The sequence below is a fragment of the Candidatus Allofournierella excrementigallinarum genome (assembly GCF_944388085.1).
GTDB classification, from domain to species: domain Bacteria; phylum Bacillota; class Clostridia; order Oscillospirales; family Ruminococcaceae; genus Allofournierella_A; species Allofournierella_A excrementigallinarum.
This window is the reverse complement of the sequence record NZ_CALXHK010000032.1, coordinates 1-19,177: the sequence shown is the minus strand read 5'-3', so window position 1 is coordinate 19,177 and position 19,177 is coordinate 1. Positions and strand designations below refer to the sequence as shown.

General features: G+C 62.6%; 18 protein-coding genes. 1 reads left to right on the top strand and 17 read right to left on the bottom strand.

Translation table 11 applies throughout. The annotated features are described in order from the left end of the window. The first annotated feature begins 29 nt into the window (after positions 1–29). Positions 30–188 (top strand): DUF1540 domain-containing protein, encoded by a 159-nt coding sequence (locus tag ACH2AT_RS07345; RefSeq protein ID WP_177522114.1) that lies wholly within the window; start codon positions 30–32, stop codon positions 186–188. A gap of 63 nt (positions 189–251) precedes the next feature. Here ACH2AT_RS07345 and thrC read toward each other — a convergent pair whose 3' ends face one another. From thrC to ileS, 17 genes are all read right to left on the bottom strand, one after another. After that, positions 252–1,703, bottom strand: a complete 1,452-nt coding sequence (thrC, locus tag ACH2AT_RS07340; protein WP_394964801.1) for a threonine synthase — start codon at positions 1,701–1,703, stop codon at positions 252–254. Positions 1,704–1,735: 32 nt separating this feature from the next. Continuing rightward, the gene (locus ACH2AT_RS07335; RefSeq protein WP_394964799.1) at positions 1,736–2,095 is read right to left on the bottom strand and encodes a YraN family protein; all 360 of its coding nucleotides are present in this window, start codon (positions 2,093–2,095) and stop codon (positions 1,736–1,738) included. 3 nt (positions 2,096–2,098) lie between these two features. Further along, positions 2,099–2,710, bottom strand: a complete 612-nt coding sequence (locus ACH2AT_RS07330; protein ID WP_394964797.1) for a ribonuclease HII — start codon at positions 2,708–2,710, stop codon at positions 2,099–2,101. After that, positions 2,685–3,602 carry a ribosome biogenesis GTPase YlqF gene (ylqF, locus tag ACH2AT_RS07325; RefSeq protein ID WP_394964795.1) on the bottom strand — a complete coding sequence of 306 codons (918 nt, stop codon included), beginning with the start codon at positions 3,600–3,602 and terminating at the stop codon, positions 2,685–2,687. Before ylqF ends, ACH2AT_RS07330 begins: the two co-directional genes overlap by 26 nt. Continuing rightward, positions 3,599–4,138: a signal peptidase I gene (lepB, locus tag ACH2AT_RS07320; protein ID WP_394964793.1), complete on the bottom strand. Its 540-nt coding sequence runs from the start codon at positions 4,136–4,138 to the stop codon at positions 3,599–3,601. Before lepB ends, ylqF begins: the two co-directional genes overlap by 4 nt. Positions 4,139–4,243: 105 nt before the next feature. Then, complete coding sequence (rplS, locus tag ACH2AT_RS07315; protein ID WP_394964791.1) at positions 4,244–4,588, bottom strand: 50S ribosomal protein L19; 345 nt, start codon at positions 4,586–4,588, stop codon at positions 4,244–4,246. A gap of 148 nt (positions 4,589–4,736) precedes the next feature. Further along, complete coding sequence (locus ACH2AT_RS07310; protein WP_394964819.1) at positions 4,737–5,372, bottom strand: TIGR03936 family radical SAM-associated protein; 636 nt, start codon at positions 5,370–5,372, stop codon at positions 4,737–4,739. After that, positions 5,353–7,230, bottom strand: coding sequence for a TIGR03960 family B12-binding radical SAM protein (locus ACH2AT_RS07305; protein WP_394964789.1), 1,878 nt, complete (start codon positions 7,228–7,230; stop codon positions 5,353–5,355). The genes ACH2AT_RS07310 and ACH2AT_RS07305 overlap by 20 nt, the downstream gene beginning before the upstream one ends. 72 nt (positions 7,231–7,302) lie before the next feature. Next, a complete protein-coding gene (locus ACH2AT_RS07300; protein ID WP_394964787.1) occupies positions 7,303–7,722 on the bottom strand; it encodes a peptidase in 420 nt (139 codons plus the stop codon). Further along, positions 7,719–8,570 carry a M23 family metallopeptidase gene (locus ACH2AT_RS07295; RefSeq protein ID WP_394964785.1) on the bottom strand — a complete coding sequence of 284 codons (852 nt, stop codon included), beginning with the start codon at positions 8,568–8,570 and terminating at the stop codon, positions 7,719–7,721. The genes ACH2AT_RS07300 and ACH2AT_RS07295 overlap by 4 nt, the downstream gene beginning before the upstream one ends. 123 nt (positions 8,571–8,693) lie before the next feature. Then, positions 8,694–11,510, bottom strand: coding sequence for an N-acetylmuramoyl-L-alanine amidase (locus tag ACH2AT_RS07290; protein ID WP_394964783.1), 2,817 nt, complete (start codon positions 11,508–11,510; stop codon positions 8,694–8,696). A gap of 208 nt (positions 11,511–11,718) precedes the next feature. Beyond that, entirely contained in the window at positions 11,719–13,878 is a 2,160-nt protein-coding gene (gene ppk1, locus ACH2AT_RS07285) for a polyphosphate kinase 1 (protein ID WP_394964781.1), read from the bottom strand. A gap of 22 nt (positions 13,879–13,900) precedes the next feature. Next, positions 13,901–14,236: a ComEA family DNA-binding protein gene (locus ACH2AT_RS07280; RefSeq protein ID WP_394964779.1), complete on the bottom strand. Its 336-nt coding sequence runs from the start codon at positions 14,234–14,236 to the stop codon at positions 13,901–13,903. A gap of 123 nt (positions 14,237–14,359) precedes the next feature. Continuing rightward, complete coding sequence (locus ACH2AT_RS07275; protein WP_394964777.1) at positions 14,360–15,178, bottom strand: HAD family hydrolase; 819 nt, start codon at positions 15,176–15,178, stop codon at positions 14,360–14,362. Beyond that, entirely contained in the window at positions 15,175–16,101 is a 927-nt protein-coding gene (locus ACH2AT_RS07270) for an RluA family pseudouridine synthase (RefSeq protein WP_394964775.1), read from the bottom strand. The genes ACH2AT_RS07275 and ACH2AT_RS07270 overlap by 4 nt, the downstream gene beginning before the upstream one ends. Then, positions 16,088–16,615: a signal peptidase II gene (gene lspA / locus ACH2AT_RS07265; RefSeq protein ID WP_394964773.1), complete on the bottom strand. Its 528-nt coding sequence runs from the start codon at positions 16,613–16,615 to the stop codon at positions 16,088–16,090. The genes ACH2AT_RS07270 and lspA overlap by 14 nt, the downstream gene beginning before the upstream one ends. A gap of 114 nt (positions 16,616–16,729) precedes the next feature. Next, the coding region (gene ileS, locus ACH2AT_RS07260; RefSeq protein ID WP_394964771.1) for an isoleucine--tRNA ligase at positions 16,730–19,177 on the bottom strand (2,448 nt) is incomplete at its 5' end.

Below are 19,177 nucleotides of genomic sequence, written 5' to 3'. Positions count from 1 at the left end.
AATAAGACCAGAAAAGGGGGGAAAGAACAATGAATCCGAACGAACCTGTCATCAATGGTATCTGCTGTGACGTGAAGAACTGCGTTTACAACAACGGTTCCAGCTGCTGCACTGCCGGCACCATCCACGTCAACAACTGCTACGACGACATCGGCAGAACCAAGTGCGAGACCTTCACCGAGGTGTGACCGCCCCGGCAAAGTCTCCCAAAAACGGCCCGCGAAACTTGATCTCGCGGGTCGTTTTTCTGTTCACTTGCCCAGCACCACGTCCCGCAGGGCGTCGGGGCGGACGGTCGTGCCGAACCGCTCCGGCAGGCTGCGCAGGCAGGCCAGCGCCCGGGGCGCGGGCTGCCCGGCGTACCGCGCCAGAGCGGCCATGGCCTCGAACTCATCCTCCGGCAGGGGCTGGCCCAGCGCGGCCAGCACGTCCTTCGGGAATTTGAAGGGGCTGGCGGTGGAGAGCACCACCATGGGCGCGTCGCCCTTGCTGCGGCGCGCGGCGCTGAAGGCCACGGCGGTGTGGGGGTCGCAGAGATAGCCCTGCTCCTCAAAGAGCGAACGGATCTGGGCCGCGGCGGTCTCGTCGTCGGCGCAGGCGGCGCCAAAATCGGCGCGGATGCGCTCCATCACCTCCGGCTCCACTTCATAAGACCCGCTCTCGAACAGCTGTTTCATCCAGCCCTTGGCCTTCTCCGCCCCCGCCATGTGATAGAGCAGCCGTTCCAGGTTGGAGGACACCAGAATATCCATGGAGGGCGAGGTGGTGCGGTAGAAGGGACGGCGGGCATTATAAACGCCGGTGGCGAAGAACTCGGTGAGCACGTCGTTTTTGTTGGACGCGCAGATCAGCCGGCCCACGGGCAGGCCCATCTGCTTTGCGTACCAGCCGGCCAGGATGTCGCCGAAGTTTCCGGTGGGCACGCAGAAATCCGCCTTCTCCCCCGCCTTGAGCGCGCCGGAACGCACCAGCAGGCTGTAGGCATGGAAGTAATAGACGATCTGGGGCACAAGGCGGCCCCAGTTGATGGAGTTGGCGCTGGAAAGCTGCACGCCCCGGGCGGCCAGCCGCTTTGCCACATCCGGGTCGGAAAAGACCCGCTTCACGCCGGTCTGCGCGTCGTCAAAGTTGCCCTGCACCGCGTAGACGGCCACATTTTCACCCTGCTGGGTGGTCATCTGCAGCCGCTGGATTTCGCTGGTGCCGTGGCTGGGGTAGAACACCGTGATGGTGACGCCCGGCACGTCACAGTAGCCTGCCAGGGCGGCCTTGCCGGTGTCGCCGGAAGTGGCCACCAGAATGGCGGTGGTGGTGGAATCACCCAGCATGCGTTTTGCCTCCACCAGCAGGCGCGGCATCAGCTGCAAAGCAAAATCCTTGAAGGCACAGGTGGGGCCGTGCCACAGTTCCAGGCTGTACATCCCGTCCCCCGCCTTGTGCAGCGGCGCGGTGCCTTCGCCGAAGGCCTCGCCGTAGACCTGCCGCACCGTCTGGCGCAGGAAGGCAGGGTCATAGCCGGTGAGGAACTGCTCCAGAATGAGCGCTGCCAGCGCGGGATAATCCGGCTGGGCCAGCGCCTGGTGCAGGTCCACCGAAGGGAACTGCTCCGGCACGAACAGGCCGCCGTCACCGGCAAGGCCGAGGCAGATGGCCCGGGCTGCGCTGGCCGGCCGGCTCCCGCCGCGAGTGGTAATGAACTGCATGTCGATTCCCCCTCTATCTTTCCTGCGCCTCTTCAAAGTTCAAAGGCGCTTTGGATGCAATGTACCAGCAGGCCGCCGCCCGCGGCGGGCGTGACCTCCACCACGTCGAAGCGCACAGGGCGCTCCGACAGGCCGGACTGCTGCAAAAACCGCTGGGCGGCAAGGATGATGCGCCGCTGTTTGGCGGGCCCCACCGCCCCGGCCGCAGGGCCGCGGCCGGTCTCGCGGCGGGATTTCACCTCCGCGATGACCACCGTCTCCCCCTCCAGCAGCACAAGGTCCAGCTCGCCCATGCGGGTGCGGTAGTTGTGGGCCAGCAGCCGGCAGCCCCGGTCAAGATAGTACCGGGCCGCGGCAGCTTCGCCCTTTTGTCCGAACGCCTTTGCGTCCATGGCTCAATACCCCAGCTTTTTCAAAAAGCTGCGCCGGTAGAAAGGCTGGATGCCATAGCGCTCCAGCAGTTCGTAGTGCAGCTTGGTGGGATACCCTTTGTGCTTTGCCAGCTGGTACTGAGGGTACTGCCGGTCCAGTTCCAGCATGAAGCGGTCCCGGCTGACCTTGGCGAGGATGGACGCGGCCGCCACGCTGGCGCACACGCCGTCCCCCTTCACCTGGGCCATCGCCGGAACGGCGAGCTGCGGTGGGACGCGGTTGCCGTCCACCACCGCGAAGGCGGGCGCGGGGTCAAGACCGGCCACCGCCCGCTCCATGCCGGCCATGGTGGCCCAGAGGATGTTCTTTTCGTCGATCTCCTGCGGGCTCACAAACACGATCTGGCAGGCAATGGCCTTCTCTTTGATCTCTTCAAACAGGGCTTCCCTCTTTTTTTCACTGAGCTTTTTGGAGTCGTTCACTCCGGGCACCGGGTCCTCCGGGTCCAGGATGACCGCCGCGCAGCACACCGGCCCGCAGAGCGGGCCGCGGCCTGCCTCGTCCACACCGCAGAAGAGCCCGTGCTGCGCGCGGACGGCAGCGTCGTATTCATACAGAGGGTTGTTCGTTTCCATCCTGCTGTTCCTCCCGGCGGGGCGGCGTTTCGAGGGTGATGCGTCCCCACTTGCTGGCACGGAATTCATCCACCAGCATGATGGCGGCGCGCTCGGTGTTCACTTCGCCGCCGCTGATAAGCATTCCGCGGGCACGGCCGATGGCCTCCACCAGTTCCCAGGGGCCCAGTTCGGCCACCTGCTGTTCGCTCAGCTTGTAACGCTGGGCCAGCCGGTCGGGATAGACCGCCTGCATCTGCGCCACAAGGCCCATGGCCAGCTCTTCGATGTCCAGAATGTCGTCTTTGATGGAACCGATGAACGCAAGGTTCGTGGCGGTCTCCAGGCTGTCGAATTTTTTCCAGAGCACGCCGGGCATATCCAAAAGGTCATAGCCGCCCACCGTGACCCACTGCTTGCCCCGGGTGACGCCGGGCTTGTCGGCGGCCCTGGCGCGGGCAGCGCCCGCGAAATTGTTGATGAAGGTGGACTTGCCCACGTTGGGGATGCCCACCACCATCACGCGGATGCGGGCGCCCGCCATGCCTTTGCCGGCACGCTTTTCCAGCAGTTCCCGCAGTTCCGATTCGATGGCGCTGCGCACCTGCCCGGCGCTGCCCTTCTGCTTGGCGCTGATGGCCACGCATCCTGCCCCCGCCGCCCGGAAATAGGCCTGCCAGGCCTTTGTGAGCGCCGGGTCGGCCAGGTCCGCCTTGTTCATCACATACAGGCGGGGCTTTGAGGCAGTGAGGCGCTGCAATTCAGGGTTCAGGCTGCTCAAGGGGATGCGGGCGTCCAGCAGCTGGAGCACCACATCCACGTTTTTCAGGTTTACTTCGATGAGCCGCAGGGTCTTGGCCATGTGGCCGGGAAACCACTGGATGTTGCGGCGGTTCACAAATTCGTTGCTCATTGGATAAGACCTATTTTATTGAACGGGTAGATCCGCAGGACCACCTTGCCCAGGATGTCCCGCTCGTCGATGAAGCCCACATCACTGCTGCGGCTGTCGGTAGAGTGCTGGCGGTTGTCGCCCATCAGGAACAGTGTTCCCTCCGGCACGGTGAGGGGGAACTCCACGTTGCCGGTGGAGAGAGTGCCCTCCGGCACATAGGGCTCGTCCAGGGCCTCGCCGTTCACATACACAAGGCCCTGCTCCACGTCAATGTCCACCGTGTCGCCGCCCTTGGCAATGACGCGCTTGACCAGTGGCTTGCCGTAGTTGATGTAGCTGTCCACCACCACCACGTCGCCCCGCTGCGGGGTGTAGAAGGTGCTTTGCACCAGCAGGCGGTCGCCGTCGGTCAGGGTGTTGTTCATGGAACTGCCGCTGACCACAACGATGCGGGCGCAGAAGGCGAACACCAGGACCAGCACCGCCAGCGCAAACACCAGCGCGTCGTACCAGTCCAGAATATCCACATTGCGCCGGAAACGGGTCTCTTCCAAGGTGTGTTCCCTCCCCCCGTGATAATGAATAAATTTGATGGGTTTTATTGTAGCATATAACAAAAAAAGGGGCAATATCCATTGCCCCTTTTTTGCGTCTTTCGATCAGCGGATCTGCTCTTTGACCTTGGCGGCCTTGCCGGTGCGGTTGCGCAGGTAGAACAGCTTGGCCCGGCGCACCTTGCCGTGACGGACGACCTCCACCTTCTCAACGAAGGGAGAGTTGACGGGGAACACGCGCTCCACGCCGACGCCGTAGGAAGTGCGGCGGACGGTGAAGGTCTCGGCGATGCCGCCGTGCTTCTTGGCGATCACAGTGCCCTCAAAGGCCTGGATACGCTCGCGCTCGCCTTCCTTGATGCGAACGGAGACCCGAACGGTGTCACCGATCTCGAACTGGGGCCGGTTCTCTTTGACCATGCCCTGGGTGATGATCTGCATTGCGTCCATTGATGAATCCTCCATTTTTTATGACGTTCATACCCGATAACCGGCAGAGGACCGCCCGTTTAATGATGTACATTAACCCCGCTGGTGGCGCCAGCGGACACTAACGCCTAAATATGATAGCACAGCCTTTGGCCGTTTGCAAGCTTTTTCAGGCAAAATCTTCAGAATTTTTTGTGACGAGGCGCTTGCGCAGCACATGGGCCCGGGTGGCGTCCACACCGCAGTGCTCCTGCAAAAAGCCCAGCCACAGACTGGGGTTGAGGTTCAGCCCCTCCCCTGCCGGCAGCTGCATCTCAAAGCACACCTCGTCCCCTTCCTGCACATAGTCCAGCCGGGGGCAGTGCTTCTTGAGGTCGATCTCCTTCTGGCCGCGCTTGGATTTTTTCAACACCGGGGCGGCGTCCAGCCCGTTGTAGCGGTCCAGGCCTTCCGCAAACGCGGCGGGCATGCGCACGGCATACACCGCGCCGGCGATCTGCCCGGCTTTATAGTGAGGCAGGGTCACGGCGGTGACGGCAACGCCCAGGGGCATCACCGGCTCCAGCGCCTTTTTCCATGCTTCCAGGTCGGGCTTCTCCTCCTCGGTCTTGACGTCCACGCTTTCCACCAGGCTCTCCTGCCCCAAAGGCAGCGGGCAGGCAAAGGTCATGTAGATGTGGGGATTGAAGCCCAGAGTGTACCATACGGGAAGGCCGCTGCGCTTGAGCGAGCGCTGCATCACCCGCTGCAGGTCCAGCAGAGAGATGTAGGAGGCTTCGCCGGTCTTAGTGAACCAGATCCGCACTGTAGTCAAAGCAGGCACCTCCCACAAATTTGTTGGCCCCGCAGGCGCTGCACCTGCGGTTGCAGGGCGGGGTGGTCTGAGCGTCCATCGCCTTCCGGTATTCCCTCACCAGGAAATCGTGGCTCACGCCGTAGTCCATGTGGCTCCAGGGGGTGACTTCGTCCAGGCCGATGGAGCGGTTCGCATAAAACGCAGTGTCCAGCCCGCACTCGCGGAAGGCCTCCATCCAGCGGTCGTAGTGGAAGCACTCGTCCCAGCCGTCGAAGAAGCAGCCCTTGCGGTAGGCGGCCTCCAGCACCCGGCCCAGACGGCGGTCGCCCTTGGCGAACACCGCCTCCAAAAAACTGATGGAGCTGTCGTGATAGTTCACGTGGATCTTTTTGCTGTGCACGCTGTGCAGCAGATGCTGCTGCTTTTCTTTCAGCTGCTGCTCGGTGTCCTGCGGGACGAACTGGAAGGGGGTGTGGGGCTTGGGCACAAAACAGGCCACACTGATGGTCACCTGCACGCTCTTGCCCTTGGGCTTGTCCGGGTTCGCATAGTAGAGGTCCACCACCTTCTGGGCGGTGTCGGCGATGCCCTCGATGTCCTCCATGGTCTCGGTGGGCAGGCCCATCATAAAGTAGAGCTTCACCGAGGTGTAGCCCGCTTTAAAAGCCAGGGAGCAGGTGCGCTCGATCTCCGGCCAGGTGACGTTCTTGTTGATGACGTCCCGCAGGCGCTGGGTGCCCGCCTCCGGCGCGAAGGTCAGGCCGGTCTTGCGCACCCGGTTGGTCTTTTCCACCAGGCTCTCGCTGAAGTTGTCGATGCGCAGCGAGGGCAGCGACAGGCTCACGTGCTCGTCCCTGGTCCAGGTGAGCAGGCCGTCCAGCAGGGGCTCCAGCTGGCTGTGGTCGGAGGTGGACAGGCTGGTGAGGCTGATCTCCTCATAGCCGGTGTTATCGCACAGCTGGCGGGCGGCCTCGTTCAGCTTGTCCGCGCTGCGCTGGCGCATAGGCCGGTACAAAAAGCCCGCCTGGCAGAACCGGCAGCCGCGCACGCAGCCCCGCAGCACCTCGATCTGGGCGCGGTCATGCACCGCGCCTACCATGGGCACCACGAAGTGGGTGGGCGGCGTCTGGCTGTCCATATCCCGGATGACCGCCTTGGTGATGACGGCGGGGGCCGCGGGGTCGTTGGGGGCGATTGCTTTCACCCGGCCGTCCTCGTGATAGGTCACATCATAGAAAGAAGGCACATAGCAGCCTGGCACGGCGGCAATGCGGCGCAGCACCTCTTTCTTGGGCAGCCCTTCCCCCTTGGCCTCCTCCACGATGCGGCAGACGTGGGGCAGCTGCTCCTCCCCTTCGCCCAGCATCATCATGTCGATAAAATCCGCCAGAGGCTCGCCGTTGCAGACGCAGGGCCCGCCCGCCACGATGAGCGGCCACTCCTCGCCCCGGTCCTCCGCCCGCAGGGGGATGCCCGCCATGTCCAGCATTGCGAGGATGTTGCTGTAAGACAGTTCATACTGCAAGGTGAAGCCCACGATGTCGAAGTCGGTGAGAGGGTCCTTGCTCTCCAGCGCGTAGAGAGGCAGGCCCACCCGCTCCATCTCCGCCTTCATATCCACCCAGGGCATGAAGGCGCGCTCACACCACCAGTTGGGCTGCTGGTTCAAAAGCTCATAGAGAATTTTCATGCCCAGGAAGGACATGCCCACCTCGTAGGTATCGGGAAAGCAGAAGGCAAAACGCAGGTCCACCTGCGCCTTGTCCTTGATGATGCAGCCCGGCTCGCCGCCGGTATAGCGCCCCGGCTTCTGCACATGGGCCAGCGCCTCTTTCAATTTCGGGTCAAACAAAACCGGTTCCTCCATCACGTGCGCCGCAAAAGACGGCGCGCAGGTTTGATTCCTGTTTATTGTACCCGATTCGACCCGCAAATGCAATCACGGCAGGACACTTTGCAGCATCCTTCGTCCGTCCAGGTCGCCCAGCGGCAGAAGATTGAACAGCCCGGTGGCAAGATTGGCCGCCGCGAAGAAGTAGCCCCAATAGCTTGCGGCCAGCTGCATCCTGCCAAGGGCCGCGGCGCACAGCAGAAGGTTGGTCAGCGGCCCGGCCAGCGCCAGAAAAAAAGTCTGGCGGCGGGAAAGGCGGGCCGCTGAGGCGTCCAGCCCGATGCCACGCACCGAAAGCGAGAGCACCGGCAGGCTTTTTGTCATGGCCAGCCACACCGCCACATGGCCGCACTCGTGCAGCAGCGCCGCCAGCAGCCCCACCCGCACAAGGCCGCTGTGGTCCCGGTAGAGCACGAACCACAGCACCGCCAGCAGCAGCACCGGCTGGCGCAGGCGCAGGCGCCTCATGCCAGCCCCAGCGCCTTGTCCGGGTCGTAGCGCACCCCATCACAGAGCAGTTCAAAATGCAGGTGGGGCCCGGTGACCATGCCGGTCTGGCCCACCGTGCCGAGGATGGTGCTCTCATCCACCGTCTCGCCCTGGCGAACGAACACATACTGCATGTGGCAGTAGCGGGTGGTCGCCCCGTCGCTGTGGAGGACGACCACATTGTTGCCGTAGGAATCGCTGTATTCGCTTTTCTGCACCACACCGCCGGCCGCGGGCCGGATAGGCGTGCCCTCGGCGGCGGCCAGGTCCACGCCGGTGTGAAAGTCGCTTTTGCCGGTGACCGGGTGCTTGCGCCAGCCATAGCCCGAGGTGATATAAAAGCTTTCCAGCGGAAGCGCCAGTTCAAAGGGCGGCTGATAAGACTTGGTGGAGTTCCCCTCCGGCACGAAGGGCCAGAAGGCCGCCAGCTGCCCGCCTGCGCCGGTGAGCTCGGGAGCCTGCCCGTCGTCGGGCAGGGATGCGCCGGTGGCCTGTTCCAGCCGGGCCATGACCTCCAGCGCCCCGGCCTGCAGGCCGCTCACCGCCTCGGAGGTGAACTTGAGCAGCTGCTCCTGGCCGTTCAACTCCACCCCGCTCTCCATCGCGGCGCGGAAAGCCTCGCCGCACTGCCGGTAGGCCTCGGGCGCCGCGCGGCTCATCACCAGCACCGCGGCCGCCGCCAGAAGGCAGAGCAGCACCTGCACCCGCAGGATATAGTTCGGCCGCTGTTTTTCCCTGGGGGTGAGCGGCGGCGTGAGCGCTGCTTTCATCTCCCCCGCCTGCGGCAGGATGGGTGGATATTGTATCTCCTGTGTTTTCTCCCACATGTTCCGGCTCCCCTTTTCCCCTGTGCGTTCTGGTCTATTCTTATGCGCTGCGCACGGAAAAAATGGCACGTCCGCCGGATGTAAAAACGGCGGGGCCGCTTCGCAGCGGCCCCGCCGTTCGTCTCACAGCATGGAATTCAGCGTGCTTTGGATCGCGTCGGCGATGGAAGTGGCGATGGCGTTCTTGTAACTGTCGCTCTGAAGCTTGCTCAGCTCGTCCGGATTGGTGAGGAAGCCGCATTCCACCAGCACGGCCGGGAAATCCATGTGGGTGGTGACACGATACGCGCCGTATTTGTCGCCCCGGTTGGTGGTGCCCAGCGCCCCGGCCACCGCGCCGGACAGGTTCGCCGCCAGCTGGCGGGAGTAGGGATTGAAATAATACACCTCTGTGCCCTTCGCGCTGGAAACGCCTGCGTTGTGGTGGATGCTTACGAACAGGTGGGGGCTGAAGCTCTGGGACTGGCTGACCCGGCTGTCCAGCGAGACGTAGCTGGAGGTGTCGGTCACCTGCACCGTGGCGCCGCGGCTGCGGAGGATGTCCGCCACACGGTTGGCAATGTCGGCATTGAGGGTCTTTTCGGTGTACATGCCGCTGATGGAGGTGCCGCCGTCGTAGCCGCCGTGGCCGGGGTCAAGATAGATCTTTGCGCCGGAGAACCCGTTCGGGATCTGGTTGAAGCGGAACACAAGGCTGTCGCCGTCGTAGTAAGCCCGGTAGCCCAGGAAGGAGCCCGCCTTGCGCAGGTCGAAACGGATCACCGTGTCGTTGCCCTGCTGGGAGAGGCTCACCCCGCTGAGCAGGTTGTTGGAGGCAAGGCCCGGGGCAGCGGTGTCGGCGCTGGTGTCCTTGAGGGTGACCACCATGCTGGTGGCGCCGGAGAAGCTGTTAACGCCGCCGGAGAAGGAGTATCCCACCCCGTCGAAGGATACGGTATAGGCGGTCTTGCGGCCCGAGCGGGCAAAGCTCACATAAACATACTGCCCGTCCGCCCAGCTGGACGCCCCGCTCAGCGAGGACATCTGCCACTCCGCCTCGCCCAGGCTGCTCACCGAGGAGGCGCTCACCCGCACGCCGCTGCCCAGGATATAGTACTCGCCGCTGCCATAGGTATCGTCATCATAAGTGAGCTTATCGCTGACGATGTAATCCACCGTGCCCTTGGGCAGCGGGAAGCAGCTGCCGTTGGGGTCGTTGTTCAGAACGCCTGCGGGGTAGGTGCGGGCCTGGCTTGCGGTGACTTCCACCAGGTGGCCCTTCTGCCCTTCCACATTGGGCGCCTGCTGCGGCAGCGCCGCCACATACACCCGCGCGCCGCTTGCCGACTGGGTGACGCCGGACCAGGTGCCGCTGACGGTGATGTTGCCCACATCCTGCTGGCTCTCGGTGGCCGCGGGAACGGTGATGGTGCCCTTGTAAGGCACATAGCTGGAGGTGTTGCCGTCCGCCAAATCGCCGGCGAGCTCCTGCTCGGTGAGGGTTACGCTGGAACCGCCCAGGCTGGCGGTGATGGTGGAACCGGAGTAGGCCATAACGGTGATGCCCACCTGAGTGGAGCCCTCCACCGTCATGCTGCCGGAGGGCGAGACCTCCTGGATGATGACCACCTCGCGGGTGATCTTGTAGACAACGGATTTTTCCTTGTGCTCAAAGGTGAAGGTGTTGAGCCCAGGTTCCAGGTCCATCTCCACGCTGAACACGCCTTCGCTGTTGCGCTCCAGTTCCGTTCCGTTGAGGGTCAGCGGGAAGTTGGGGTCAGAGGCGCCGTAGAAGTTGACCTGAGGCTCCTGTGTGGTGTAAGTGCGTTTTTCCGGGGTGCTGACGGTCAGGTCCGTGAGGATGTCCTGCTCCTCGATCTGGTCGGCATAGTAGCGAAGGAGCACGTCGGTGGAGCCCCCCACGTTCTGCTCCAGCGCGCCGAGGGACCCATAGGCCGCCCCCACGCAGCCGTCCACCGCCCGGGTCTCGATGATCTGGCGCATCACCTGGTCCGGCGCTTTCCAGCCGGGTTCGTCGCCGCCCAGCCGGTCGTTGCAGATCCATGCGGAAACGCCCGCCCCGTGCCGGGAGGCTGTCTGCGCCCACCAGGTGAGCACCGTCTTAAAGTTCTGGGCTTCATCGGTGAGGGAGCCGGTGCAGCGCACCATCACCTGGTCGACGTCGGCCCAGGCAAAGATGGCATTCAGGTCCACATAACCGTCGGCGGCCATCTCAAAATCCGCCGACGTCGCACTGCCTGCGGGGTCAGTGGTCTGGTTGGCCCACACCGGGTCGGTGATGAGGCCGAACGCCGCGTCTGCCTTTGCGCCCTTGACCGCTGCGGATGCGTTCACGACGAGGGAACTGACGCATTCCCGCACCCAGTTGTCATAGCCCATGGACGCGCCTTCGCTGCGGTAAAGGCTCATGCTCTCGGCGGTTTTCTGATTATAGTAGCCCGCAAGATAGACACCGTCGGGCCGGCAGTTCTCTGTCATTGCCCCCAGAGCCGCGGCGGTGGTCTGGATGGCCGCGGCGCTCAGGTTTGCGCGGGCGCTGTACTGCCCCTGTTCGTCCAAGCCGCTGGAAGCGTCAAAAAGAACGTAAAAGGAAAGCCCCTGCCCCCGTGCCGCCTCGGCCGCATAACCCAGCAGATCGAAACCGCAGACCATCGGCCAGGTATCGCTTGCAAACAGCGCCCCGTCAGCAGTGTTGGCGGGCATCATCACCGCGTTCATGCCGTATTCCACGACCTTGGCCAGCGCCGCGTCCAGCTGCGCCTTGCACTCGCTCTCCCCGGCGGCAGGGTCAAAATCCTGCCCGGACTGGAGGACCACCGCTTTCATCTCGGGGGTCGTGGCGGCCGGCGCCGTGGCCTCTTCTTCAGCGAAAACCGCGCTGCCGCCCAGCAGCACAAAGCAGACCAGCCCGGCAGCGATCTGCCGCAGTGTACGCTGCACACGCCCACCTCCCTTCATATAAAACTTGTATTTCTTGTCATATCCCATACTATACAGTTTTGGGGGCAAAATCAAGCAAAAGGCGACATTTTTCCAGCTTTTCATGCTGTTTAGTAATTTAACTTTACAGCACGGTTCTTTCGCGATTTTGCGCAAGAAAAAGCCGAGCGCCTGTAAAGGCGTTCGACTTTTCAACTTGCGGTTCCGGTCAGCTGCTGCGCAGCCAGCTGCGCAGCTTGTTCCAAATGCTTCCAGTGGCAGGCGCTTCTTTTGCCGCCTTTTTCTCCGGCGCCGCAGGCGCGGTGGCGGTGAATCCATCCTTGAAATAGTTGTACAGTTCCATCTGACTGTCCACCAAAGGCTGGCCTTCGGCGGGTTTTACCTTGGCATAGCTGCCGTCGGGGCGCATCTCGCGGGCATTCACATTGTCGGCAAGCTGCAGCTGCAGGATGCCCCAAAGCTGCTTTGCGATGGCGGGGTCATCCACCCGGATGCCCACCTCCACCCGCCGCTCGGTGTTACGGGTGAGGAAGTCGCCCGAAGCCATGTAGATGCGCAGGTCTTCCCTTTCGCCAAAGGCGTAGATGCGGGAGTGTTCCAGATAGCGGCCCACGATGCTGCGGATGCGCAGATGGTCGGTCTGCCCCGGCAGGCCCGCCTGCACGCAGCAGATGCCGCGCACGATCATGTCGGTGGGCACCCCGGCCTGGGATGCCTCCACCAGCTTTTCGATGATGTTCTTGTCGCTGATGGAGTTGTTTTTCAGGATGATGCGGGCAGGCTGGCCAAGACGCGCCTTTTCGATCTCGGTGTCCATCTCTTTCAGCAGCACGCTCTTGAAATGCAGCGGCGCAACGATGAGGTGCTCGGTGTCGTCGGTGAGGCGCTCCACCGCCAGATTGTTGAAGACGGCGGCCGCCTCCTCGCCTACCTCCTGATTCGTGGTGACGAAGGAGAGGTCGGTGTACTGCTCGCTGGTCTTTTCGTTGTAGTTGCCGGTGCCGATCTGGGTGGTGTAGAAGTAGCGGCCCTGGCTGCGCCGGGTGATAAGGGTCAGCTTGGAGTGGACCTTGTAATCATCCAGGCCATAGATCACGGTGCAGCCCGCTTCTTCCAGCTTTTTGGACCAGTCGATGTTGTTCTGCTCGTCAAAACGGGCCCGCAGTTCCACGATGGTGACCACTTCCTTGCCGTTTTCGGCGGCAGCCACCAGCGCCTGCACGATCTGGGAGTTGTTGGCCATGCGGTAAAGGGTCATCTTGATGCTGACCACGTCCGGGTCGTAGGCGGCGGCCATCAGCATTTTGATGAAGGGGCGCATGCTCTGGTAAGGGTAAGCGATGAGCACGTCCCGGCGCTTTGCCTCCTCGCTCAGCTTGAAGTTCGCGGGCGCCTGCATGGGCTTTGCCACCGGGTAGAACAGGTCGGTGCGTCCGTCCGCCTGCAGGCGGGCGGCCAGCTTGAAGTAGCAGGAGAGGTCCAGCGGGCTCTCCTGATAGAAGCACTGCTTTTCCGGCAGCATCAGCTTTTCGCACAGGTATTTGGCCACTTCCTGGGGCGGCTCGTTCCAGAACTGCAGCCGCACAGCGGCCAGCTTGCGCCGCTTTTTCAGCAGTTCGCTCATCACCTGACGGTAGTCGATGTCCTGGTCGAACATGCCCTCCTTCACGTCGATGTCCGCGTTGCGGGTCACCCGGAAAAGGCATTTTTTCTGCAGCATCCCCTTGGGGAAAACAAGGTCCGCAAAGCGCAGGATGAGCTCTTCCGCAAGGCCGTAAAGCAGCTGATCATCCTTTTTCAGGTAGAGCATGCGGTCGAACTGGCTGCTGATGGGGATAAGGCCATAGGAGACCGTGTCATCGCCCTTTGCCTTCAGGGTCGCGCAGAGATAGATTTCCTGATTGCGCAGAAACGGGAAGGGATGGCGGTGGTCGATGATCTGAGGCGAGAGCACAGGGAGCATCTCGTTCAGAAAATACTTTTTCCAGAAGCGCTCGTCCTCTTTGGCCAGGTTCTGAAAGTCGATGCGCACATAGCCCTGCTCGGCCAGATGCTGGCGCAGCTTCACCACGATCTTGTCGCACTGCTGCTGCAGGTCGGCAGTTTTGGGCATGATCGCCGCCAGCTGCTGGGCCGCGGTGAGTTTGGTCTTGTTGTCGGTGATCTCGTTTTTCAGCAGCGTGCGGTCATAGAGCGAACCCACTCGCACCATGAAAAACTCGTCCAGATTGCTGCCGTAGATGGCAGTGAACTTCATCCGCTCGGCAAGCGGGACCGTTTTTTCCTTGCCCAGGGCCAGCACACGCCGGTCAAAATCCAGCCAGCTCAACTCCCGGTTGATGAATACGCTCTGACGTTGGGGTTCCATCGTCAGTTTCCCTCCTCAAAATTCATTCTCCGATGTAGAAATAGTCGCGCCATACAGCCACGTCGCTGGTGCTGACGCCGTCCACCAGCAGAAGCTGGTCCACGATGATAAAGCCGCCGAAATCCTCCCGGTATTGCAGAATGGCCCGGGCCATTTCCTCGCCGATGCCGGGCACGCTTTGAAGCTCCGCCTCGGTGGCCGTGTTCAGGTCCACCCGCAGCGCCTCTTCTGCCGAGAACGGCTCCGGCGAGACCGGTGCATAATCCGGCTGCCAGAACGGCGCATAGCAAAGGTAGCCGCCCAGAAGGATCGTCAGGGCGGCGGCGCAGCATGCGCCAGTCAGCAGGGCCTTTTTCAAGCAGCACTTCCCCCATCTCGGAGTTTACAGAGCCATTATAGCATACCTTTTCATTGCGAAAAACCGAAATCTTTGTAAAAAAGCCCATTGGCGCACCTAAAACGGGCGTCAAGGGGCTTTGGGTCAGGCATACCGGCGGATCAGGCTGTAGAGATACTCCCCCACGCCGCCGCTGCGGCAGCTGGAGACCACTTCGTCCGCAACCAGCTTCACCTCGGTGGGGGCGTTGCCCACCGCCACCGCGTGCCCGGCGGCACGCATCAGGTCGATGTCATTGTAATAATCCCCGATGACAACGGTATTTTCCAGCGGGATGTTCTGCAGTGCGCACAGCCGCCGCAGTGCCTGCGCTTTGCTCACGCCTGCGGGCATGATCTCGAAGTACATCAGATTGGTGTGCAAAAAATACATTTCCTCCACCGTGAGGCTGGCGGCAAAGGCCTGCAGGGAAGCAAGGGTCACAGGGTCCGCCGCAAAGACCACCTTCGCCCAATTGTCCGGTACCTGGTCCAGCGGGCAGAGCACGCTGTGCATATGCTCCTCCTGCACGTGGGCCTGGGTGTAGCGGTTGGCCTGCACGATGTACAGTCGGCCCTCCTCCACCATGATCTCCACGCCGATGTCGGCAAACTGGCTCATGACGGTCTGGATGACCTGCGCGGCGCCCTGCCGGGGCAGAAAATGCTTTTCAATGGGCTTGTCCGCCTGCATGTCGTAAAGGACGCTGCCCCCGCAGGTGATGGCCGGGCAGGACAGGACCAGGTCCCCCAGCGCCGCCCGCACCGACTCCACCGGCCGGCCCGTGGCCACCGTGAACCGGCCCCCCAGCTCGCAGAACAGCTGGATGGTGACCCGGTTGCAGGAGGGGACCCCTTCTTTCGCGGTGAGGAGGGTGTTATCCATATCGCTGACGACCAGAACGTCCGCAAGAGATTCGATCATGATTCCGGCTCCTTTCGGAGAGTGCGAAGAAAATCTGTGAAATAAACGGGCAGAGGGCTTTCAAAGTGCATCGTTTCGCCGGTGACAGGATGCTCAAACCCCAGCACCCGGGCATGGAGGCACTGCCCGTTCAGCCGCTTGATGCAGTCCCGCGGGCCATAGACGCTGTCACCCGCCAGGGGGTGGCCGATGCTGGCCATGTGCACCCGTATCTGATGGGTGCGGCCCGTCTTGAGACGGCAGGCAATGTGTGTAAAGCCATTATACTGTGCAAGCACGTGATAACCCGTATAGGCATACTTTCCGTCGGGGACCACCGCCATTTTTTTGCGGTCGGTGCGGTGACGGCCGATGGGCGCCTCCACAAAGCCTTCCGGTTCCTTGAGTCGCCCGTAGACCACCGCCTCATACACCCGCTCGACGCTGTGCACCGCCATCTGAGCGCACAGGCCCTCGTGGGCGGCGTCGGTTTTGGCCACCACCAGCAGGCCGCTGGTGTCCTTGTCGATGCGGTGCACGATGCCGGGGCGCACCACGCCCCCGATGGAAGAAAGGCGCCCCGCGCAGTGGTAGAGCAATGCGTTCACCAGCGTGCCGTCGGGGCTGCCGGGCGCGGGATGCACCACCATGCCCTTGGGCTTGTTCACCACCAGCAGGTAGTCGTCCTCATAGACGATCTCCAAGGGAATGTTCTGGGGCCGGGCCTCCAGCGGCTTTGCATCGGGCAGGTCCACCGTCAGGTGGTCGCCCGCTTTCAGCTTCAGGTTCTTCGCCACGGGTTGTTCGCCGCGCTGCACCAATCCCTGCTCAAAAAGGCGCTGCAAAGCGCTTCGGGTCAGCTCGATCTCTTCCAGGCCGGCGAGAAAGCGGTCCGCCCGCTGGCCGGCGCACTCGGCGGGAACAAAGACGTCAAACCGTTCCATCGCTCTGCTCGGGAAGGTCCGTCTCCGCGCTCGCGGCATCTTCCCGCCTTTTTCTGCGGGCGGAGGCTTCCTCCAAAACAAGGCTCAACAGCAGCAGGCCGATGCCGGTGCACACAAGGATGTCGGCAAAGTTGAACACGGCAAAGTTCATGAACAGCAGATTGATGTAGTCCACCACTTCACCGTTCATCACCCGGTCCACCAGATTGCCGATGCCGCCGCCCAGCACCAGGAGCCAGCCGATGTACTCCAGCTTTTTCGCAGGCTTTTTGAAGAGAAGATACCACGCCACCACCAGCAGCGCCGCGCCGGTGAACAGGATGAGAAAAGTCTGTTTGCCCTGAAGGATGCTGAACGCGGCGCCGTCGTTGAGATAATAGCGCAGTTCCACCACACCGGGGATCAGGGGCATGCTGCCCACCGGCGCGAGGTTCACGGTGGCCCAGAGCTTGATGCTCTGGTCAATGACCACCAGCAGCGACGCGGCCGCGATGGTGATAAGTGCTGAAATCAAGAAAAGCCTCCCACTGCCGGCTTGGCCCTTGAGGCGGCCGGCTCTGCGATAGTTCAAAAGCGGCGCGGGCGCACCGTTGCCGATGCGACTCAGCGCGCCGCTTTTGAAAACTGTTTATTCTGCGATCACCGCGGCACAGCGGGCGCACAGGCAGGGATGCCGCGCGTCGGAGCCGATGTCAGCGGTGTATTTCCAGCAGCGCTGGCACTTCTCGCCTTCCGCGTGCCGCACGGCAACGCCCAGGCCTTCCACTTCGCCGTGAGCGCCGCCCTCGCCTTCCACAACTTCCAGCCGGGACACGATCATCAGGTCTTCCCACTGCTCCACAGGGATGGTGGCGATGAACGCGGCCATTTCGGGCGTGCAGTACAGGGTGACCCTGGCTTCCAGAGAGGAGCCGATGACCTTTTCGGCGCGGGCCTGCTCCAGAATCTTTTTCACATCGTCGCGCACGGCGATGATGCGGTCCCACTTGGCGCGGAACTCTTCGCTCTGGGCCCAGACGCCGGCGGCAGCCATGTCCTCAAAAGCCACGTACTTCTGCTTGCCGTCGAAGGCGGGCACGAAGCTCCAGATCTCCTGGCTGGTGAAGGTCAGGATGGGAGCGATGATCTTGGTCAGGTCCACCAGAATGCGGAACATGGCGGTCTGCGCCGCGCGGCGGGCGGGAGCGTCCGCCTTGCTGCAGTACAGCCGGTCCTTGGCCACATCCAGATAGAAATTGGACATGTCCACCACGCAGAAGTTGTAGACCGCGTGATAGACCTTGTGGAAGTCAAAGCTGTCGTAGCCGTCGCGGGCGGCCCTGTTCAGCTGGTCCAGACGATCCAGCGCCCACAGGTCCAGCTCGGTGAGCGCATCGTCCGCCACCAGGTCGGTGCGGGGGTCAAAGCCGTTCAGGTTGCCCAGGATAAACCGGGCAGTGTTGCGGATCTTGCGGTAAGCCTCGCTCAGCTGTTTGATGATCTCTTTGCTGATGCGCACGTCCACGGTGTAGTCGCTGGAAGCCACCCACAGGCGGACGATGTCGGCGCCGAAGTCCTTGATGATCTCGCTGGGCTCCACGCCGTTGCCGGCGGACTTGTGCATCTGCTTGCCTTCGCCGTCCACCACCCAGCCGTGGCACAGCACGTTCTTGTAGGGCGCAACGCCCCGGGTGGCAACGCTGGTGAGCAGGCTGGACTGGAACCAGCCGCGGAACTGGTCGCCGCCCTCCATGTACAGATCGGCGGGCCAGTGCAGCTCCGGGCGTTCCTCCAGCACCGCCACATGGGTGGAGCCGGAGTCGAACCAGACGTCCATGATGTCCTTGTCTTTCTCGAACTCGGTGCCGCCGCACTCGCAGGTGTAACCGGCGGGCAAAATCTCGCCGGCCTCATACTTGTACCAGGCGTCGCTTCCCTCGCGGCGGAACAGATCGCTCACCGCCTTGATGGTCTCGTCGGTGATGTGATACTTGCCGCATTTCTTGCAGTAGAACGCCGGGATGGGCACGCCCCAGGTGCGCTGGCGGCTGATGCACCAGTCGCTGCGGTCGCGCACCATGCCCATCATGCGGTCGTGGCCCCAGCCGGGGAACCACTGCACCTGGTCGATGGCCTTGTAGACGTCCTCTTTGAAGGCGTCGATGGAGCAGAACCACTGCTTGGTGGCGCGGAAGATGATGGGGCTGTGGCAGCGCCAGCAGTGAGGATACTGGTGGGTCATGTGCTGGACGCCCAGCAGGTGGCCGCTGGCCTGGATGTGCTTCAGGATGACCTTGTTGGCGTCCCAGACCTTCAGGCCGCTGAAGGGGCCGGCCTCGGCGGTGAGGAAGCCGCCGTCGTCCACCGGCACGATCACCGGCACCTGAGGATAATGCCTGGTGCAGACCTCAAAGTCCTCCACGCCGTGGCCGGGAGCGGTGTGCACGCAGCCGGTGCCGCTTTCCAGCGTGACATGGTCGCCCAGGATGACAAGGCTCTTGCGGTCCAGGAAGGGATGGCGCACCTGCACCAACTCCAGCTCGCTGCCCTTGATGGGCTCGCCCACGATCTCGTAGCTGTCGATCCTGCAGGCCTGCATGGTGCTTTCCACCAGGGCCTCGGCCATCACCAGGTAATCCTCCCCCACCTTGACGAAGACATAGTCATAGTCGGGGTTCAGGCAGATGGCGACGTTGGCGGGCAGGGTCCAGGTGGTGGTGGTCCAGATGACGAACCAGGCCTTGTCCATGGGGATGCCGCGTCTGGCCAGGATGCCGTTCGGGTCGTCGGTGACATTGAAGCGGACGTAGATGGAATCACACTCGTCCTCGCCGTATTCGATCTCCGCCTCGGCCAGCGCAGTGCGGTCTTCGGGGCACCAGTACACGGCCTTGAGGCCCTTGTAGATGTAGCCCTTCTTGGCCATCTCGCCAAAAATCTCGATCTGGCGGGCCTCAAACTCGGGCTTGAGGGTCAGATAAGGATTTTTGAAATCGCCGATAACGCCCAGGCGCTGGAACTGCTCGCCCATGATGTCGATGTGCTCGGTGGCGAACTCGTGGCAGACCTTGCGCAGCTCCAGCTTGGAGATCTCGCC